Annotated in this window: 19 protein-coding genes; 11 read left to right on the top strand and 8 right to left on the bottom strand. The window is 68.4% G+C overall.

Annotated features, from left to right (window positions below):
- Nucleotides 1–85 precede the first annotated feature (85 nt).
- Nucleotides 86–529: a hypothetical protein gene (locus ASE12_RS05825; RefSeq protein ID WP_056398130.1), complete on the top strand. Its 444-nt coding sequence runs from the start codon at nt 86–88 to the stop codon at nt 527–529.
- Nucleotides 530–655: 126 nt separating this feature from the next.
- On the top strand, nt 656–1,237 hold the full coding sequence (locus ASE12_RS05820; protein ID WP_056398127.1) for a carboxymuconolactone decarboxylase family protein: 582 nt from the start codon (nt 656–658) through the stop codon (nt 1,235–1,237).
- Nucleotides 1,238–1,260: 23 nt separating this feature from the next.
- On the opposite strand, the gene ASE12_RS05815 is transcribed toward ASE12_RS05820, so the two are convergent.
- From ASE12_RS05815 to ASE12_RS05805, 3 genes are all read right to left on the bottom strand, one after another.
- On the bottom strand, nt 1,261–2,457 hold the full coding sequence (locus tag ASE12_RS05815) for a hypothetical protein (RefSeq protein ID WP_056398124.1): 1,197 nt from the start codon (nt 2,455–2,457) through the stop codon (nt 1,261–1,263).
- Entirely contained in the window at nt 2,450–2,968 is a 519-nt protein-coding gene (locus tag ASE12_RS05810) for a SigE family RNA polymerase sigma factor (protein WP_056398121.1), read from the bottom strand. The genes ASE12_RS05815 and ASE12_RS05810 overlap by 8 nt, the downstream gene beginning before the upstream one ends.
- A 73-nt stretch (nt 2,969–3,041) precedes the next feature.
- Nucleotides 3,042–3,869 carry a PhzF family phenazine biosynthesis protein gene (locus ASE12_RS05805; protein WP_056398117.1) on the bottom strand — a complete coding sequence of 276 codons (828 nt, stop codon included), beginning with the start codon at nt 3,867–3,869 and terminating at the stop codon, nt 3,042–3,044.
- 49 nt (nt 3,870–3,918) lie between these two features.
- Here ASE12_RS05805 and ASE12_RS05800 point away from each other — a divergent pair, with 49 nt between their 5' ends.
- Nucleotides 3,919–4,524, top strand: a complete 606-nt coding sequence (locus ASE12_RS05800; protein ID WP_157412824.1) for a hypothetical protein — start codon at nt 3,919–3,921, stop codon at nt 4,522–4,524.
- A 9-nt stretch (nt 4,525–4,533) separates the two neighbouring features.
- Here the strand turns inward: ASE12_RS05800 and ASE12_RS20650 are convergent, their stop codons facing one another.
- The 4 genes from ASE12_RS20650 to ASE12_RS19995 all read right to left on the bottom strand — a co-directional run bounded on the left by ASE12_RS20650 (nt 4,534) and on the right by ASE12_RS19995 (nt 6,038).
- Nucleotides 4,534–4,668 (bottom strand): hypothetical protein, encoded by a 135-nt coding sequence (locus tag ASE12_RS20650; protein ID WP_255355460.1) that lies wholly within the window; start codon nt 4,666–4,668, stop codon nt 4,534–4,536.
- A gap of 22 nt (nt 4,669–4,690) precedes the next feature.
- Nucleotides 4,691–5,323, bottom strand: a complete 633-nt coding sequence (locus tag ASE12_RS05795) for a LysE family translocator (RefSeq protein ID WP_056398112.1) — start codon at nt 5,321–5,323, stop codon at nt 4,691–4,693.
- Nucleotides 5,324–5,356: 33 nt separating this feature from the next.
- Complete coding sequence (locus ASE12_RS05790) at nt 5,357–5,725, bottom strand: hypothetical protein (protein WP_056398111.1); 369 nt, start codon at nt 5,723–5,725, stop codon at nt 5,357–5,359.
- Between the two features lie 154 nt (nt 5,726–5,879).
- Entirely contained in the window at nt 5,880–6,038 is a 159-nt protein-coding gene (locus tag ASE12_RS19995; RefSeq protein WP_157412823.1) for a hypothetical protein, read from the bottom strand.
- Between the two features lie 164 nt (nt 6,039–6,202).
- Between ASE12_RS19995 and glgX the strand changes: the two genes are divergently transcribed.
- Nucleotides 6,203–8,332 (top strand): glycogen debranching protein GlgX, encoded by a 2,130-nt coding sequence (gene glgX, locus ASE12_RS05785; RefSeq protein WP_056398109.1) that lies wholly within the window; start codon nt 6,203–6,205, stop codon nt 8,330–8,332.
- A gap of 7 nt (nt 8,333–8,339) precedes the next feature.
- Complete coding sequence (locus tag ASE12_RS05780; RefSeq protein ID WP_056398106.1) at nt 8,340–8,780, top strand: GNAT family N-acetyltransferase; 441 nt, start codon at nt 8,340–8,342, stop codon at nt 8,778–8,780.
- Here ASE12_RS05780 and ASE12_RS05775 read toward each other — a convergent pair.
- The gene (locus tag ASE12_RS05775) at nt 8,752–9,753 is read right to left on the bottom strand and encodes a GlxA family transcriptional regulator (protein ID WP_056398103.1); all 1,002 of its coding nucleotides are present in this window, start codon (nt 9,751–9,753) and stop codon (nt 8,752–8,754) included. The genes ASE12_RS05780 and ASE12_RS05775 overlap by 29 nt on opposite strands.
- A gap of 122 nt (nt 9,754–9,875) precedes the next feature.
- Between ASE12_RS05775 and ASE12_RS05770 the strand changes: the two genes are divergently transcribed.
- The 6 genes from ASE12_RS05770 to glgB all read left to right on the top strand — a co-directional run bounded on the left by ASE12_RS05770 (nt 9,876) and on the right by glgB (nt 18,216).
- Nucleotides 9,876–10,277 (top strand): hypothetical protein, encoded by a 402-nt coding sequence (locus tag ASE12_RS05770; RefSeq protein ID WP_056398101.1) that lies wholly within the window; start codon nt 9,876–9,878, stop codon nt 10,275–10,277.
- 55 nt (nt 10,278–10,332) lie between these two features.
- A complete protein-coding gene (locus ASE12_RS05765; RefSeq protein WP_056398098.1) occupies nt 10,333–10,806 on the top strand; it encodes a VOC family protein in 474 nt (157 codons plus the stop codon).
- 165 nt (nt 10,807–10,971) lie between these two features.
- Nucleotides 10,972–12,978, top strand: a complete 2,007-nt coding sequence (locus ASE12_RS05760; RefSeq protein ID WP_056398095.1) for a maltotransferase domain-containing protein — start codon at nt 10,972–10,974, stop codon at nt 12,976–12,978.
- 7 nt (nt 12,979–12,985) lie between these two features.
- The gene (treS, locus tag ASE12_RS05755) at nt 12,986–14,815 is read left to right on the top strand and encodes a maltose alpha-D-glucosyltransferase (RefSeq protein ID WP_369797241.1); all 1,830 of its coding nucleotides are present in this window, start codon (nt 12,986–12,988) and stop codon (nt 14,813–14,815) included.
- An 88-nt stretch (nt 14,816–14,903) separates the two neighbouring features.
- Nucleotides 14,904–16,313: a phosphotransferase gene (locus tag ASE12_RS05750; RefSeq protein ID WP_056398093.1), complete on the top strand. Its 1,410-nt coding sequence runs from the start codon at nt 14,904–14,906 to the stop codon at nt 16,311–16,313.
- A 1-nt stretch (nt 16,314) separates the two neighbouring features.
- Complete coding sequence (gene glgB / locus ASE12_RS05745; RefSeq protein ID WP_082582103.1) at nt 16,315–18,216, top strand: 1,4-alpha-glucan branching protein GlgB; 1,902 nt, start codon at nt 16,315–16,317, stop codon at nt 18,214–18,216.
- Nucleotides 18,217–18,250: the final 34 nt, after the last annotated feature.

Raw genomic sequence — 18,250 nt, 5'->3', positions numbered from 1 at the left:
AGTGACGCAGCGCCGGAACCAGAGATTCGCGGTGGACCTTGATCGCCCGCGCGCTCGGTGACTTCTGAGATCCAAAGGACGTGGCATGCCGCTTCTGGAGTGCAAGGGCGTCTTTGAGCTCGTCCTGCCTGACGGGTGGACCGTGGTCGGCAACCCGGGGTCCTACTACGAGGCGACGCCTTCCGAAGGCACTGATCGTGCCGTCAACATCTCTGTCTACCCGATCTCCGAGGCGATGCGGGAGCGTGGCACGGCGGGCATGCTTCGCATGCTGGTGGGCTCGTCGGGATTCCCAGCTGCCGATGACTTGGACGTTGCCACCATTCCCGACGTCGACCAAGAGCGTTCGTTCGCGACGTATGTCGGCGCGGGACACGACTGCTTCGCAGGGTTCCTGTTCTTCAGCGGGGGTGCCGTGGCGGCGACCGGAGTCGTGGCCAGCGGTGATGACGAGGGCTTCGACGAGGTCAGGAAGATCGTCGCGATGATTGCTCCCGCGGCGAAGAAGGGCTTGTTCCGGCGTCGATAGATCCCGAGCCCGCCAGCAATTGCTCCGTTGGCGTGAACAGGCTCTCGGCCGAACGACCAGGCGGCGATGTCACAGGGCGAGCAGCTGTCTCGTCTCAGGTTGTAACCCAACAACCAGGAGGACGACATGACTGGAACCACCCGCATCCCCGCAGCCGAGATCACCGGCTTCAAGGGCGCGCTGATCAAGCGGTTCGCACGAAAGGCCCTGGGCCAGGTGCCCACCTCGCTCGGCGTCTACTGGCACAACCAGAAGGTGCTGATGGGCATGGCGAACTTCGGCGGCAAGGTCAAGAAGTGGGACGCATGCGACGAACAGCTCAAGTCGTTCGCGCACATGGCCGTCGCTGCGCAGGTGGGCTGCAGCTGGTGCCTGGACTTCAACTACTTCGAGGCCAACAACCTGAACCTGGACATGGACAAGGCGAGGGAGATCCCACGCTGGCGCGAGTCGGACGTCTTCTCGCCGCTCGAGCGTGACGTGCTGGAGTACGCCGAGGCGATGACGGTCACTCCTCCGACGGTCAGCGACGAGATGGTCGCCCGGCTGCGGGACCGGCTCGGCGACGCTGCCCTGGTGGAGCTGTCTGCGGTGATCGCGTTCGCCAACTTCACGACCCGTCCGAACGTGGCGATGGGCATCGAGTCGGACGGATTCGCCGCCGCCTGTGGCCTCAAGCCGCTCGCGCACCCCACGGCCGTGGGGTGACGAGCTCGGCCGTGGCCAGCGTGTCAGGACCCGAGGTACTTGCCGGCCATGTGGATCTTTCCGGGACCTTCAGGCACGGTGCGACTGGTGCAGTCACCTGTCGCGCCGTCGCACGTCGTGACCTTGGTTCCGTCGACCCGCATCAGCTGGCCATCCGGCGTCCAGCCGTACGTTCGAGAGTTGCCGGGCAGGGTCACGCGGTGCCCTGTGGCGACGTCGGTCACGTGGACGACGGGGTGTGAGATCGTCTTGCCGTCCACGCTCTGGACGCCGATGAAGTGCCCCCGGTCGTCGTACCCGACGAACGTGTTGGTGGTCTCGACGAACCTTCCGTCCGGGGACAGCTCGTTCATGGCCCAGGGACCCAGGCCGGACTCGGCGACTGTCGCGAGATCTCTCGTCGATCGCAACGCGTGGGAGTCACCGAGTCGGTAGGTCACGCCGCCGTTCTCGCCACCCAAGGCCCGTCCACCCCCGGTCACCGGCAGCTGGGTCCCGGGCACGTCGGCGGCTCGTTCGCCGGTTCGCCAGTTGATGACCTGCTGGCGGCCGTCGACACCGAGGACCACGAAGTCGCCAGTGAGTCCGATCGGTGGGACGCTCCAGCCGGCCCAGCTGTACGGCGCGTCGAACGACCGGGTCGCGAGCTCATCTCCGGTCGACGCCTCGATCACGTGGATCTGGAAGCCCGAGCCTTGCTTCGTCAGGTACGCGTAGCGGTCCGCCTGCGCGTCTGTTCCAGGGACGACATTGCCGGGAAGGTTCAGCTCACGAACCGACCCGTCAGTCCCGACGTAGACGTAGTCGCGCTTCACGTCTCCGGCGTCGTCGTTCGTCACGCCGGCGACGACACCCGAGGAGGTGTAGTACATGAGCTGGATCGTCGTGCCGAGGTCGACGGCGTAGTCGGGGTCGCTGAACCACAGGGTGTCTCCACGCGAGAACGCCCCGCCCGTTCGATAGGCAGCCGAGACGAGCTTCACCTCGTGCGCCGAGAAGCTGGCGCTGACCGTCAGGTTGCTCTCACTGCCGCGGTTCGCCGCGACGATGACAGCCGACCCTGCGAGGGCCCCGACGGCCAAGGTCGCGAAGGTCCGCCTTGCGACTGAGCGACGCCGGCGCACTTGGCGCCCTCGCCGGATGACGCCGTCCAGGTCCAGATCGGGGACGGGTTCGGAGTTGGCGTGGTTGCGGATCTGTTCGATCAACTGCTCAGTCATGGTGGCTTCCTTCGGTGACGACGAGGGCGTGGGTTCGAAGTGCTGCGAGGGCGTCCGCGGTCTGGCTCTTGACGGTGCCCGTGGTGATGTTCAAGATGTCGGCGGTCTCCTGAACGGACAGGTCATCGAGGAATCGCAGTGCGAGGACCGATCGTTGGCCCAGCGGCAAGGTCCTCAACAGATCGGCCAGGTCGACTCGATTGACCAGCGCTGCGGCATGATCGCCAGCGTGTGCCTCCGCGTCGATTGCCGTGTTGACGGTGTCCTCGTGGGTCCATGAACGTTTGCGGAACCAGTCGTGCGCCACGTTCACCATCACTCGCCGGGTGTAGGCGCTCGCCTTACCCGTCTCACGAAGCCGCGGCCACGCGATGTAGGTCTTCACCAGGGCGATCTGGACCAGGTCCTCGGCGAGCTGGCGGTCACGCACGATCATGACGGCCGACCGGTAGAGCTGCGGCCATACGGATTGAGCGAACTCGCTGTACTCCGCTTCGCTGGTTTGGCGCACGCCGGCTCCCTGTTGGTAAAGACGCTGTCACAACATAGACGGGATGGCGCGCCGATTTGGTTGGGTCGAGCGCCTACAACCCCACGGTTCCGCTGATGCCGACCACGGTCTCGCCGCCGATCCAGATGTCGTCGCCGACCTGGTCCACATGGATGCGGCCGCGGCGGCGGACGACGGTGCCCTGCGCAGCGACGTACGACGACGGCGCGCGGCCGGTGCCGACGAGCCACTGGGCGATCGAGGCGTTGAGGCTGCCGGTCGCCGGGTCCTCGCCACCGGGGCTCGAGGTGAAGGCGCGGATCTCGAAGGCCGTCTCGGAGCCCTCCGGATGCGGTCCGACGACACCGACGCGGTTGTTCTCGCCGAACAGTGCTTGATCGGGCTCGAGGCCCAGGACGGTCTCGGCGCTGTCGAGCAGCACGGCCACCCAGCCGGGACCGTTGTCGGCCCACTTCGCATCGACGACGCGGGCGGGGTCGACGCCGAGGCCGGCGATCACCTGTTGGAGGTCGGCCTCGTCGACAGCGCCGTCGCGTACGAGCGGGGGAGCGGCGAACGCCAGGCGGGAGCCGTCCTGCCGGATGCGGATGAGTCCGGCGCCACACTCCTGGACGATCTCACCGGCGGAGCGCGGCGTACCTCCGGCTTCGAGCCATGCGCGTGCCGAGCCCAGCGTGGGATGGCCGGCGAACGGCAGCTCGCGTTGCGTGTTGAAGATACGTACGCGGTAGTCGGCGTCAGCGGTCGGCTGCAGCAGGAACGTCGTTTCGGAGAGGTTGGTCCAGCGTGCGAACGCCGCCATCTGCTCGTCCGTCAGGTCGTCGGCGTCATGGACGACTGCGAGCGGATTGCCCTCCGTGAGGGTCGAGGTGAACACGTCGATCTGGCTGAACGGATGCATGTCGCCAAATCTGCCACGTGGGGTGCAGCCGGCTGTCAGAGTGTTCGTCGTGACTCCCGACGTGTGGACCGATGCGGCACTGGCGCGGCTGCAGGCCGCCGGCTACAAGGCGATCGAGGTCGACCAATCGGTCCTGCCGGGCGCCAGGGCGATGAGAAGGTCCAACCTCCGCCTCAGGTGGTTCTTCACGCGGCTGCACACGTTCGTCGTGTTCGTCACGGTCGACCACGTGACGGGTCCGGATCTGTCGGCGATCGCGGACCTGGCAGCGGAGTGGGCCAAGCGCGTCAAGGGCGGATTGCCGATTGGCCTGCAGACCGGAGTCGCGATGATCCCGGTCATCGTGACGTCGTCAGTCGACGATGCAGCGCAGGCTGCAGCGCTTGCCAAGCCGCGGAAACGATTCGCGACGATGGCGTTCCCGATGATCGTGGATCCCGTACGCCTCTTCGTCGCCACCTACAGCCGCACGGTTGCGTGGGGCGCCGCGTACATGGACTTCCTGGCGGACCAGCAGCGGATCATCGTCGGGACGGATGATGCCCCCGTCTTGGCGACTCAGGGCAGCAGGGCGTTCGTGCGCCTCTACAACCTGCTGCTGCCGGTCCTCGGGCTCGGGGCCCTCGCCGGGGTCGTGACGTACTTCTCGGGCTGAGCTGCTCGACTACGTGCAGGGGTAGCCGACGAGGTGCTGCAGGGAGTGGCCGGTCGCTGTGTACGCTGCGGCGAAGACGCCGAGCCCTGCGACGACGGCGACGAACGCTGACCTGAACGGGCGTCGGCGGGCGGCGGTGAGCATGTCGAAAGCGTAGAGGAGAGAGTCAGGCCTTGTTGCCGGCGAGCAGGAGTCCGCCGCCGAGGCCGATCATCATGGTTCCGCCGGTCGCGTTCATCTGCGACATGCGACGGGGGGACCGGGCGAACCAGGCACGCGCAGCGCCGGCCGCGACAGCCCACACCGAGTCGCACGCGAACGCGATGACCGTGAAGATCAGGCCGAGGACCAGGATCTGACCGGGGATGCCGCCGCGATCGTGGTCGACGAACTGGGGGAGCACCGCCACGAAGAACACGATCGTCTTGGGGTTCGTCGCGCCGACGACGAAGCCCTGCCACAGCAGGCGTCCGCCGGACTTCGGCGCAGTCATCGGCTGGTCGATCGGCGTACGACGATGCCGGATCGCCTGGATGCCGAGGAAGATGACGTACGCACCACCGGCGATCTTGACGATCGTGAAGGCGATGATCGAGTCCGACACCAGCGCACCGATGCCGAGCGCGACGGCGGCGATCGGCACGAGGCCGCCGAGCTCGTTGCCCGCGACGCTGAGCAACCCGCCGCGTCGACCCAGCGAGAGCGAACGGCCGACGACGAACAGCACGCTCGGGCCGGGGATCACGATCAGCAGGAAGGACGCGACGGCGAAGGTCAGTGCCGATTCCATGGAAAGCATGCTGCGATCCTAGGCGCCCTGGTGGCTCGGAGGCTACGAACCGACGACGATCACCAGCAGGGCCGCGGCGACGACGATCGCGACGGTGGCTCCGATGACGACGCCGGTGAACCACCGGCCGCCACGCACCTTGAGGGGCACGCCTGCAGCTTGGAGCTCATGCTGCCACCACATGTCGTCCGCCACTCCGCGTCCGCTGGTTCGCCTGACGTACGTCTCCACGTCCTCGTCGTCGGCGGGCGCGGGCAACGCTGCGGCGAGCCCGAGATGGAACGTGCGACCGTCCGGCAGGAAGAGGCGCAGGAAGCCGATCGTCAGCGTCGCGCGTACGAGCTCCCGCGCTGGGACGGAGAAGATCGGCCGATCAGGCTGACCCTCGACGATCTCGTGCAGCGTGATCACCTCGTCTTCGGACCACTCGACGATCGCGCGACGCTCCTGCCAGCGGAAGCGACCCTTGAGTCACTGGACGTACAGACGCTGCGGCTTGGAGACCTCGTTCATGGGGGACGACGCTAGCGGACGGTCACGTTCCGCCGCTCGACCACCGAACCGACTAGCGTCGCTCGCGGTCGTGCGCCGGGACGCGAACGCGGTGGCGACCTCGGGGTCGCTCGAGCGTCGACTCCATGTGCACGGCCAGCGTCAGCATCACTGCGAGCCCGACGAAGAACATCAGGATCACCAGCAGTGAAGCGCCCAAGCTCGCGGTCATCGGAGGTCGTCCCCTGGTGTCGTCATGACCGGCGGAGTACCCGGCACCCCGGTGGCGATGCGCGCGACAACGCGTCTTTCGGGATTCGGTGCCGAATCGACCGCGTGCCGATCGTCACGCCTGCTGGAGGGCGTCGCGCACCGGGCACCTGAAAGACTGAGTGCATGGCAACGCACCCGACCCCGGACACGCAGGTCCTCGCCGGACGTCCCTTCCCGTTGGGGGCGCACCCGGAGGCCGGCGGCGTACGCTTCGCGGTCGCCAGCAGCGTCGCCGAGCGGGTCGAGCTGTGCCTCATCGACGACGACCTCAACGAGCGGCGCATCGAGCTCACGGAGCGTACGTTCGGCGTCTGGCACGGGCTGGTGCCCGGGGTGACGCCCGGCCAGAAGTACGGCTTCCGCATCCACGGGCCGTACGAGCCGAAGACCGGCCTGCGCTGCAACCCCCACAAGCTCCTCGTCGACCCGTACGCCCGGCGCATCAGCGGTTCGCTGACCGACCTGGACGCAGCGCTGGGCTATGCCGACGACCCCGAGGGCGTCGAACCGTCGACGGTCGACTCGCTCGGCTCGGTGCCGCTCAGCGTCGTGACGAGCCCCGGCGGCCCCGACACCGGGGTCAAGCCGGACATCCCGTTCGAGGAGACCGTGATCTACGAGCTCCACGTCAAGGGCTTCACCCAGCAGCACCCCGATGTGCCCGAGGCGCTGCGAGGCACCTATCTCGGCCTCGCGCACCCGGCGGTCATCGAGCACCTGATGCGCCTCGGCGTCACGACCGTCGAGCTGCTGCCGGTGCAGACGTTCAGCGACGAGCCGTCCCTCGTACGCGCGGGGCGGCACAACTACTGGGGCTACTCGCCGTTGGGCTTCTTCGCCCCGCACGCCGGTTACGCCAGCGAGCCCGGCCGTGAGGTCGAGGAGTTTCGCACCATGGTGGCAGCGCTCCACGCCGCCAACATCGAGGTCATCGTCGACGTCGTCTACAACCACACGTGCGAGGGCGGGCCCGACGGTCCGACGCTGAGCTTCCGTGGCTACGAGGCGCCGGCCTACTACCTGCACGACGAGGACGGCCACATGGCCGACATCACCGGTTGCGGCAACACGTTGGAGTCCAGCTCGCCGACGGTCGTCCGCATGGTGACGGACTCGCTGCGCTACTGGGCCACCGAGCTCGGCGTCGACGGGTTCCGGTTCGACCTTGCGAGCACGCTGGGCCGTCCCAAGGGCGGCAAGTTCGACCGCGACTCGACGCTGCTCACCGCGATCACGACCGATCCGATCCTGTCGACCTGCAAGCTGATCGCCGAGCCGTGGGACGCGACCGGCGAGGGTTACAAGGTCGGCGACTTCGGCGCCCAGTGGGCCGAGTGGAACGGCATCTACCGCGACACGGTCCGCGACTTCTGGCGCGGCGCCGCCGGGGGAGTCGACGACCTGGCCTACCGGCTCACGGGCTCCTCCGACCTCTACGACCACACGTTCCGGCGTCCGTGGCAGTCGATCAACTTCGTCAACGCGCACGACGGGTTCACACTCCGCGACCTCGTGTCGTACGACGGCAAGCACAACGAGGCCAACGGCGAGGACAACCGCGACGGCACCAACGACAACCGCTCGTGGAACCACGGCGCCGAGGGCGAGACCGACGACGCCGCGATCCGGTCACTGCGCCAGCGGCAGGCCCGCAACCTGTTCGCCACGCTGATGCTGTCGACCGGCACGCCGATGTTCGTCGCCGGCGACGAGCGCTGGCGCACGCAGGGCGGCAACAACAACGCCTATTGCGTCGACGACCCGACGTCGTGGGTCGACTGGACGGAGACCGACGAAGCCGAGTCGATGCTGGCGTTCGCCCGTCGCGTCGTGCACCTGCGGGCCAACAGCCCCGCCCTGCGGCAGCCCGAGTTCTTCGACGGCCGCACCACGCCGACCGGCCGCCCCGACCTCATCTGGCTGCGCCCCGACGGGCACGAGCTCGACGAGGCGGACTGGGAGGACGACGACCGCCACACCCTCGGCATGTGGATCGACGGCTCCAACAGCCAGTCCCGTACGCGCGAGGGCGAGCTGCTCGCCGACCACTCGTGGCTGCTGCTCATGCATGCCGGCGCTGAGCCGATCGATGTCGTGCTGCCCGGCGTCGAGTTCGGCGAGACGTTCGAGCCGACGCTCGACACCACGACGCCCGACGGTGCGCCGGCATCGACCGAGCCGTTGTCGGCCGGCAGCTCTCTGACGTTGCCCGCTCGATCGCTGCTGCTGCTCAAGGCCCCGAGAGAGGACTGAGGGCTTCGTGATCACCGTCGATGGGCTCGTGCCCGAGGACCGCGCAGCCTGGGAGGCGTTGTTCCGCGCATACATCGACTTCTACGGGCGCACCGAGCCGGCCGAGATGTACGAGCGGGCGTGGCGTGAGTTCCAGGCGGACTCGCGGCTGCACGCGTTGGGCGCGCGGCTGGACGGCGACCTCGTCGGCATCACGCACTTCTTCGTGCACCCCAGCACCTCGGGCCCCGACGTCTGCTACCTGCAGGACCTGTTCACGGCTCCGGAGGCACGGGGGCAAGGCGCTGCTGCCGCGCTGATCGCCGCCGTCGCCGAATGGGCAGACGATCAAGGTTGCGCGCGGGTCTACTGGCACACGCAGGCGTCCAACTCCACGGCACGGCGGCTGTACGACAAGGTGGCCGAGGACCGGGGCTTCATCAAGTACGACCTGCCGCTCCAAGGCTGACGACCCGTACGCTGCTCGACTGCGTCATCCGGTAGTGCGTCGGCGACACGCCGTACGTCGCCCAGAACGCCTGACGCAGCGACTCGACCGTGCCGAAGCCGCACCGCGTCGCGACGGTCTGCACGCTCAGGTCGCTGCCGGTCAGCAGGTGCGCCGCGGCCTCGGTGCGCGCCTTGCGGACGAAGCGGCCGGGACTCGTGCCGAGCTCCTTGATGAACAGCCGGGCGAGGTGCCGCTCGCTCACCGGGAACCGGGCGGCCAAGGTCGCGGCCGACAGGTCCTCGTCGAGATGCGTCGTGACGTACGCGACGGCGTCCTGCACCAGCGAGCTGCGGGCCGCAGGCGCCGAGGTGAACATGCTCATCTGGGCCTGGTTGCCGGGCCGCTGCAGGTAGGTGACGAGCTGACGGGACACGTCACGTGCCAGGTCTGGGCCGGTGTCGGACTCGATGAACGACAGCGTGAGGTCGAGCGCCGCCGTCACCCCCGCCGAGGTGCACACGTCGCCGTCCGCGATGTAGATCGGGTCGCGGTCGAACACGACGTCGGGGAACCGCTCGCCGAGGTAGTCGACGTGGTCCCAGTGCGTCGCCGCCCGGCGACCGGTGAGCAGTCCGGCCTCGGCGAGGATGCCGGCACCGGTGCACACCGAGGCGACTCGCCGGGCCTCGCGGCCGAGGCGGCGTACGTGCGCGACCAACCGGTCGTCGGCCATGGCGTCGACGTAGCCGATGCCGCCGGAGATCATCAGCGTGTCGAGGGGCCCGCGGACCCGCTCCAGCCCGACGTCCGCGTTGATCGTGAGACCGGTGCCCGTGTGGATCGGCAGGCAGCCGGGGGAGGCGAGCTCGACGCGATAGACGGCGTGGCCGTTGAGATAGTTCGCGAGCTGCAGCGCCGACACGATGCAGGCGATGTCGAGCAGCTCGGCCGCCGGATATCCGACGACCACGACGCGACGAGGCTCGTCCATGGGCCCAATCTAGGCGTCGTACGAGCGTGGGTCAGCATGTCCGACTGACTCGTTGTCCAAGATTCCGGACATGGCGCTCGCGCTCGATGGACGCGTCCCGGGAGGCGGCAGACGCTGACGCCATGACATCTTCACTCATCCACACGTCAACCACAGGGCGCTCGTGGTGGCCGCTGACGAGGCACTACGTCGAGATGGTCATCGCGATGTCCGTCGGCATGCTCGTGCTCGGCGTGCTCCGGTCCGCCCTCGGGCTGACCGTCGAGCTCGCCGACCGTCCCGGCACCTCGTACCTGTTGATGGCCACCGACATGGCGATCGGCATGGCGGCGTGGATGCGCTTCCGCGGCCATGCGTGGGCGATGACCGCGGAGATGTGCGCCGCCATGTACGTACCCGCCGTCCTCCTGCCTCTGGTGTGGATCGACGTCATGAGCCCGATGGCGTTCATGGTCGTCGCGCACACGGTGATGATGGTGGCGATGCTCGTGGTGCTCGTACGCCGCCGCCACGACACGCACTGACGACCGGTCGCCGAGAACGCGTGTGACCGGCGGCGCCACGTCGTAGCGTCGGGTCATGACTGACACCACTGAGGAGAACGGTCCCGTCGTCCAGCTGCGACTCGTCGTGGAGGCGGACGACTACGAGCAGGCCGTGGCGTTCTATCGCGACGTGTTGGGCCTGCGGGAGCAGGAGGCGTTCGAGGCCGAGGGCGTGGGCGCCAAGGTGACGATCCTGCACGCCGGCTACGCGACACTCGAGATCGCCAATCCGGCCCAACGGCGGATGATCGACGAGGTCGAGGTCGGGCACCCGACGACGCCGAGGCTCCGGGTCGCGTTCGAGGTGCCGGACGCCGAGGAGCGTACGCAGAAGCTCGTCGACGCAGGCGCCTCGCTCGTCGCCCCGCCGACCGAGACGCCGTGGCAGTCGCTCAACTCGAGGCTCGACGCGCCCGCCGGGCTGCACATCACGCTGTTCCAGGAGCTGTTGACGCTCGAGGAGCGCACGAAGCTCGAGGGCTTCGGCACCGACGCCGAGCGCCACTGACCCGTCGGCCCTCGTCGAGAGGACATTTAGACAAGCTCAATCGCCGCGGTTGCGGGCCTCTCGGGATGCGACGGGCGGCAGACCGTTTGCTCGGATCGCGCCCGGGTAGGTGAACCCAGTAGGTTCGAGAGTGACGCACGCATTCGACGTACGGGGGAGCACTGCATGACAGGCCGACTCGGGATCGACGACGTCAAACCCCTGTCGGGTGACGGCACGCATCCCTCGAAGGCGGTCGCCGGCGAGCACGTACCCGTCACAGCCACGGTGTGGCGCGAAGGCCATGACGCCGTCGGTGCCACCGTCGTGTGGCGTGGCCCGGGGGAGCGCCGCGACCGTACGACTCGCATGCACGAGACCGGCAAGGACACCGACCTGTTCACGGCCACGATCGTGCCCGACACGACCGGCCTCTGGACGTTCCGTGTCGACGCCTGGGGTGACCCGTGGGCCACGGTCCTGCACGCGATCGAGGTCAAGCTCGCTGCCGGCCAGACCGCGGCCGAGCTGGCCAACGACCTCGAGCTCGCCGCCCGGCTCCTCGACGAGGTCGCAGGCCGCAAGGAGCGCAAGGCCCACCGCACGGCGCTCGAGGGCGCCGCCACCGCGCTGCGAGCCGAGACCCTGCCGCTCGGCGCCCGCACCGGCCCGGCGCTGTCGGCCGACACCCGCACGATCATGCACGACTTCCCCGTACGCGACGTCGTCACGAAGGGGCCGGTCCGCAAGATCTGGGTCGACCGGGAGCGCGCCGCGTACGGGTCCTGGTACGAGTTCTTCCCGCGCTCGACCGGTGGCACCGACAAGAAGGGCCGACCGGTCCACGGCACGTTCGCCACGGCCGCCAAGGAGCTCGAGCGGGTCGCCGACATGGGCTTCGACGTCGTCTACCTGCCGCCGATCCATCCCATCGGCCGGGTCAACCGCAAGGGACCCAACAACTCCCTGACGCCGGGCAAGACCGACGTCGGCTCCCCGTGGGCCATCGGCGCCAAGGAGGGTGGCCACGACGCGATCCACCCCGAGCTCGGCAGCGACAAGGACTTCGCCGCGTTCGTGCAGCGCGCCAACGACCTCGGCATGGAGGTCGCCCTCGACCTCGCCCTGCAGGTCGCCCCCGACCACCCATGGGTCTCGGCTCATCCGGAGTTCTTCACGACGCTGCCCGACGGCACCATCGCGTACGCCGAGAACCCGCCCAAGAAGTACCAGGACATCTACCCGCTCAACTTCGACAACGACCGCGACGCGATCTACGCGGAGATGCTGCGGGTGACGCTGCACTGGGTCGAGCGCGGCATCCGGGTCTTCCGTGTCGACAACCCGCACACGAAACCGCCGGACTTCTGGGAGTGGCTCATCGCGCAGGTCAAGGCCGAGCACCCCGACGTGCTCTTCCTCGCCGAGGCGTTCACGCGGCCGGCGCGGCTGTGGGGCCTGGCGCGGCTGGGCTTCACCCAGAGCTACACCTACTTCACCTGGCGCACGACCAAGCAGGAGCTGACCGAGTTCGCCGAGGACCACCGCGACCAGTGGGACATCGGCCGGCCCAACCTGTTCGTCAACACGCCGGACATCCTCCCCGAGCACCTGCAGGTTGGTGGCCCCAGCATGTTCGCGATCCGCGCCGCCCTCGCCGCGACGCTCGCGCCGACGTGGGGCGTCTACTCCGGGTTCGAGCTCTACGAGCACGAGGCGGTCAAGCCCGGCAGCGAGGAGTACCTCGACTCCGAGAAGTACGAGCTGCGCCCCCGCGACTTCGACAAGGCGCTCGCCGACGGTGAGTCCCTGCAGCCGTGGCTGACCCGCCTCAACGAGATCCGCCGCGCGCACCCCGCGCTCCAGCAGATGCGGACCCTTCGGTTCCACCACATCGACCACGACGCGCTGATGGTCTACACCAAGCAGGACCCGGCCACGGGTGACACCGTGCTGGTCGTCGTCTCGCTCGACCCCCACGAGTCCCGCGAGGGCACGATGTGGCTCGACCTCCCGGCGCTCGGCTTCGCACCCGGCGACCGGCTGATCGCGCACGACGAGGTCACCGGCGAGACGTACGACTGGGGCGAGTCCAACTACGTACGCCTCGACCCGCTGCGGGCCGTCGCGCACATCGTGAGCCTGACCAGGCGTACGGACGCCGACGCCGACGACACGACCCTGAATGCCTGACCGAGAGGTGACGCACATGCCGCAGGACCCCGCGCCCGACGCCGCCCTCGTGGGGCTCGAGGAGACGCCGCACACAGGTGAGGCGATCGCCGCCGACGGCACGCTCGTCGAGCCGCAGGCCGACGACTTCGGCCATGCCGAGCAGGCCACCAGCGATCCCGAGTGGTTCAAGCGCGCCGTGTTCTACGAGGTGCTCGTCCGCGCGTTCTCCGACTCCAACGGCGACGGCACGGGCGACCTGCGTGGCCTCGCCGACAAGCTCGACTACCTCCAGTGGCTCGGCGTCGACTGCCTGTGGCTGCCGCCGTTCTACGCCTCACCGCTGCGCGACGGCGGCTACGACATCAGCGACTTCCGCGCGGTGCTGCCCGAGTTCGGCACGGTCGAGGACTTCGTGCACCTGTTGGAGGAGGCGCACAAGCGCGACATCCGCGTCATCACCGACCTCGTCCTCAACCACACGTCCGACGCCCACCCGTGGTTCCAGCAGTCCCGCAACGATCCCGACGGGCCCTACGGCGACTACTACGTGTGGAGCGACGACGACCAGCGCTACGCCGACGCCCGCATCATCTTCGTCGACACCGAGACGTCCAACTGGACGTACGACCCGGTGCGCGGACAGTTCTACTGGCACCGCTTCTTCAGCCACCAGCCCGACCTCAACTTCGAGAACGAAGAGGTCCAGGAGGCGATGCTCGACGTCCTGCGGTTCTGGCTCGACCTCGGCATCGACGGCTTCCGGCTCGACGCCGTGCCCTACCTGTTCGAGGAGGAGGGCACCAACTGCGAGAACCTGCCGCGCACGCACGAGTACCTTCGCAAGTGCCGCGAGACCGTCGACCGTGAATATCCGGGCCGCATCCTGCTCGCCGAGGCCAACCAGTGGCCGTCCGACGTCGTGGAGTACTTCGGCGATCCCAAGGTCGGCGGCGACGAGTGCCACATGGCATTCCACTTCCCACTCATGCCGCGCATCTTCATGGCTGTGCGCCGGGAGTCGCGGTTCCCGATCTCGGAGATCCTCGCCCAGACGCCGGAGATTCCGTCGGGCACCCAGTGGGGCATCTTCCTGCGCAACCACGACGAGCTGACGCTCGAGATGGTCACCGACGACGAGCGCGACTACATGTATCGCGAGTACGCGTCCGATCCGCGCATGAAGGCCAACATCGGCATCCGCCGCCGCCTCGCCCCGCTGCTCGACAACGACCGCAACCAGCTCGAGCTGTTCACCGCGATGCTGCTGAGCCTGCCCGGGTCGCCGGTCCTCTACTACGGCGACGAGATCGGCATGGGCGACAACATCTGGCTCGGTGACAGAGACGCCGTGCGTACGCCGATGCAGTGGTCGCCCGACCGCAACGCCGGCTTCTCGCGTTCCGATCCCGGCCGCATCTACCTGCCGCCGATCATGGACCCGACCTACGGCTACGAGGCGATCAACGTGGAGGCGCAGCAGAGCAACGCGATGTCGCTGCTCAACTGGACCCGCCGCATGATCGAGGTGCGCAAGCAGCACAACGCTTTCGCCGAGGGGGAGTTCGTCGACCTCGGCGGCTCCAACCCGAGCGTGCTGGCCTACAAGCGCGTGTGGGAGCGCCCCGACGGCGAGCACGACGTCGTCCTGTGCGTCAACAACCTGTCGAGATTCCCGCAGCCCGTCGAGCTCGACCTGTCGGAGCACCTCGGCTTCACGCCGGTGGAGCTGACCGGCAGCGTGCGCTTCCCGCGCATCGGCGAGCTGCCCTATCTGCTGACCCTGCCGGGCCACGGCTTCTACTGGTTCCAGCTGTCCGAGCTCGGCGACGAGGGCGAGAGGAGGAGCCAGGCATGAGTGGAATTCTCATTTCGACAAGCTCAATGAGCATGTTGTCGAGTCTGTGCCCACCGGTCCTTGAGCTTGTCGAAAGGACGATCGCGGCATGAGTGGACCTGTTGAGACCAACGACGCGGTGGCGTCGCGAGACGAGATGATCGAGCATCTCGCGGCTGCGCTCCCCGAGTGGCTGCCGACCCAGCGCTGGTTCGGCGGCAAGGACCGCGAGATCACCGCCGTACGCCCGGTGTCCTGGACGACGCTGCTCGACGGCGATCCGCTGCTGATCCACCTCATCGTCGAGGTCGAGCAGGGCGATCGCACCGAGCCCTACCAATTGCTGATCGGCAGCCGGCAGAGCCAGGTGCCCGACGTCGCCGCCTCGGCGTCGATCGGGCTCGAGAACGGCCTGACCTGCTACGAGGCCAGCGGCGACGCCGACCTCACGGCGTGCCTGCTCGAGCTGATCATCGCCGGTGAGCCCGTTGACGAGCTGCGGTTCGAGCGGGAGCCCGACGTCGAGCTGACCTCGGGGCTGCGCGCGCACCCGATCACGTCGGAGCAGAGCAACACGTCGCTCGTCTACGGCAACCAGTACATCCTCAAGCTGTTCCGCAAGCTCACGCCCGGCCTCAACAAGGACCTCATGCTGCACCGCGCCCTCCGCGACGTGGACTGCCAGCACATCGCCGACCCACTCGGCTCGATCTCGGGCGAGCTCCACGGCGAGGAGCTGACGATCGGGATGCTGCAGCGCTTCATGCCGGACGCCGCCGACGGCTGGGTCATGGCGACGACCAGCGTCCGCGACTTCATGGCGGACCCGTCAGGGCTGCCGCCGGAGGAGCTGGGCGGCGACTTCGCCGGCGAGGCCTACCGGCTCGGCAAGGCCGTCGCCACGGTCCACGCCGACCTCGCGACAGCGCTCGGCACTGAGCTGGCCGACACCGCCGAGCTCGAGCGCACGGTCGCCGCGATGACCGAACGGCTCGACCGGGTGACCGCCGAGCTGCCGCAGCTCGCCGATCACGGTCCGGGCCTGCGCGCCGCGTTCGCCAAGGTCGCCGAGCTCCAGGAGCCCGTGTCGATGCAGTACGTCCACGGTGACCTCCACCTCGGGCAGGTGCTGCGCACGATCAACGGCTGGCTGCTGCTCGACTTCGAGGGCGAGCCCGCGGCCACGCTCGCCGAGCGCTCGGCCCTGCGGTCGCCACTGCGCGATGTCGCCGGCATGCTGCGCTCGTTCGACTACGCCGCTCAGCAGCTGCTGGTCGGACAGCCCGAGGATCCCGAGCGGACCGCCCAGGCCATGCAGTGGGCGCGGCGCAACCGCGGAGCGTTCTGCGACGGCTATGCCCACGTCGCCGAGCACGATCCCCGTGACAGTGCCGACCTGCTCCGAGCCCTCGAGCTCGACAAGGCCGTCTACGAGATCTCCTACGAGCACGCCAACCGGCCGGACTGGCTCACGGTGCCGCTGGCCTCGATCGACCGGATCATGACCGAAGGTGAGTGAGATGGACGACGCACAGACGTACGACTGGCCCGCCGCAGTGGGCGAGCTGGACCTGCACCTCATCAGCGAGGGACGGCACGAGCGACTGTGGGAGGTGCTCGGTGCGCACGTACGTACGTACGACGGCCCCGACGGGCCGGTCGAGGGCACGTCCTTCGCCGTCTGGGCGCCCAACGCCCAAGCCGTGCAGGTCGCCGGCGACTTCAACTTCTGGGACAGCGGCAGCCATCCCATGCGTTCGCTCGGTGATGCCGGCGTCTGGGACCTCTTCGTCCCGGGCATCGGTCTCGGCACGCACTACAAGTTCCGCATCCTCGGCCCCGATGGGCAGTGGCACGAGAAGGCCGATCCCATGGCGTTCCGCGCCGAGGTGCCGCCTGCCACGGCCTCCGTGGTGACCGCGCCGCAGCACACGTGGGCCGACGATGCGTGGATCGCCAAGCGCGACGCGACGACGTGGCTCGAGGCGCCCATGAGCATCTACGAGGTGCACCTCGGCTCGTGGCGACCGGGGCTGAGCTACCGCGAGCTCGCCGACGAGCTCGCTGACTACCTCACCGAGACGGGCTTCACCCACGTCGAGCTCATGCCGATCGCCGAGCACCCCTTCGGCGGCTCGTGGGGCTACCAGGTCACCTCTTACTATGCGCCGACCTCCCGGTTCGGCTCACCGGACGACTTCCGCTGGTTTGTCGACGAGCTCCACCAGCGCGGTTTCGGCGTCATCGTCGACTGGGTCCCGGCGCACTTCCCGCGTGACGAGTGGGCGCTGGCACGCTTCGACGGCACTCCTCTCTATGAGCACCCGGATCCGCGCCGCGGCGAGCAGCCCGACTGGGGCACGTACGTGTTCGACTTCGGCCGGCCCGAGGTCCGCAACTTCCTCGTCGCCAACGCACTGTTCTGGCTCGAGGAGTTCCACCTCGACGGCCTGCGCGTCGACGCCGTCGCCTCGATGCTCTACCTCGACTACTCCCGCAAGGACGGGGAGTGGGTCGCCAACCAGCACGGCGGCCGCGAGAACCTCGAGGCGGTCCAGCTGCTACAGGAGCTCAACGCCACGGTCTACAAGCACCATCCCGGCGTCGTCATGGTCGCCGAGGAGTCGACGGCGTGGCCGGGCGTCAGCAGCCCCACCGACAGCGGCGGACTCGGCTTCGGCTTCAAGTGGAACATGGGCTGGATGCACGACACGCTCGACTACCTCGGCCACGAGCCGGTCCACCGGTCGTACCACCACGGCGAGATGACGTTCGCGATCGATTACGCCTGGACCGAGAACTTCATCCTTCCGCTGTCGCACGACGAGGTCGTCCACGGCAAGGGATCGCTGTGGCAGCGCATGCCCGGTGACGAGTGGAACAAGGCGGCCGGCGTACGCGCGCTGCTCGCGTTCATGTGGGCGCACCCGGGCAAGCAGATGCTGTTCATGGGTGGCGAGTTCGGCCAGGAGGGGGAGTGGGCGGAGTCCCGCTCATTGGAGTGGCACGCCCTCGACGAGCCGCTGCACTCGGGCATCCTGCACCTGGTCAGCGACCTCAACACCTACTACCGCGACGCGCCGGCGCTCTACTCGGCCGACAGCCGGCCCGAGGGGTTCCAGTGGATCGACGCCAGCGATGTCGCGGGCAACGTCATCTGCTTCCTGCGGATCGGCTCGGACGGTTCGACGCTCGCGTGCATCGGCAACTTCTCCGGATCGCCGCATCACGACTACCGGGTCGGGCTCCCGTCGACCGGTACGTGGCGCGAGGTCGTCAACACCGACAGCGAGGTCTACGGCGGCTCGGGTGTCGGCAATCTGGGGGCGGTCGAGGCCGTCGCGGAGCCCTGGCACGGGCAACCCGCGTCGGCGCTGCTCCAGCTGCCGCCCGCAGGCGTGCTGTGGCTCGCTCCGGCCTGACACGGTTCGCGGCGCGTACATGACTTTCCGGCCG

Source organism: Aeromicrobium sp. Root236 (assembly GCF_001428805.1).
Taxonomy (GTDB): Bacteria; Actinomycetota; Actinomycetes; order Propionibacteriales; family Nocardioidaceae; genus Aeromicrobium.
This window is presented reverse-complemented; position numbering and strand designations above follow the sequence as displayed.

Coding starts and splice junctions, on each gene's coding strand:
- ASE12_RS05825 (WP_056398130.1), top strand. CDS start 86: ATGCCGCTTCTGGAGTGCAAGGGCGTCTTTGAGCTCGTCCTGCCTGAC.
- ASE12_RS05820 (WP_056398127.1), top strand. CDS start 656: ATGACTGGAACCACCCGCATCCCCGCAGCCGAGATCACCGGCTTCAAG.
- ASE12_RS05815 (WP_056398124.1), bottom strand. CDS start 2,457: ATGACTGAGCAGTTGATCGAACAGATCCGCAACCACGCCAACTCCGAA.
- ASE12_RS05805 (WP_056398117.1), bottom strand. CDS start 3,869: ATGCATCCGTTCAGCCAGATCGACGTGTTCACCTCGACCCTCACGGAG.
- ASE12_RS20650 (WP_255355460.1), bottom strand. CDS start 4,668: ATGCTCACCGCCGCCCGCCGACGCCCGTTCAGGTCAGCGTTCGTCGCC.
- ASE12_RS05795 (WP_056398112.1), bottom strand. CDS start 5,323: ATGCTTTCCATGGAATCGGCACTGACCTTCGCCGTCGCGTCCTTCCTG.
- ASE12_RS19995 (WP_157412823.1), bottom strand. CDS start 6,038: ATGACCGCGAGCTTGGGCGCTTCACTGCTGGTGATCCTGATGTTCTTC.
- glgX (WP_056398109.1), top strand. CDS start 6,203: ATGGCAACGCACCCGACCCCGGACACGCAGGTCCTCGCCGGACGTCCC.
- ASE12_RS05775 (WP_056398103.1), bottom strand. CDS start 9,753: ATGGACGAGCCTCGTCGCGTCGTGGTCGTCGGATATCCGGCGGCCGAG.
- ASE12_RS05770 (WP_056398101.1), top strand. CDS start 9,876: ATGACATCTTCACTCATCCACACGTCAACCACAGGGCGCTCGTGGTGG.
- ASE12_RS05765 (WP_056398098.1), top strand. CDS start 10,333: ATGACTGACACCACTGAGGAGAACGGTCCCGTCGTCCAGCTGCGACTC.
- ASE12_RS05760 (WP_056398095.1), top strand. CDS start 10,972: ATGACAGGCCGACTCGGGATCGACGACGTCAAACCCCTGTCGGGTGAC.
- ASE12_RS05750 (WP_056398093.1), top strand. CDS start 14,904: ATGAGTGGACCTGTTGAGACCAACGACGCGGTGGCGTCGCGAGACGAG.
- glgB (WP_082582103.1), top strand. CDS start 16,315: ATGGACGACGCACAGACGTACGACTGGCCCGCCGCAGTGGGCGAGCTG.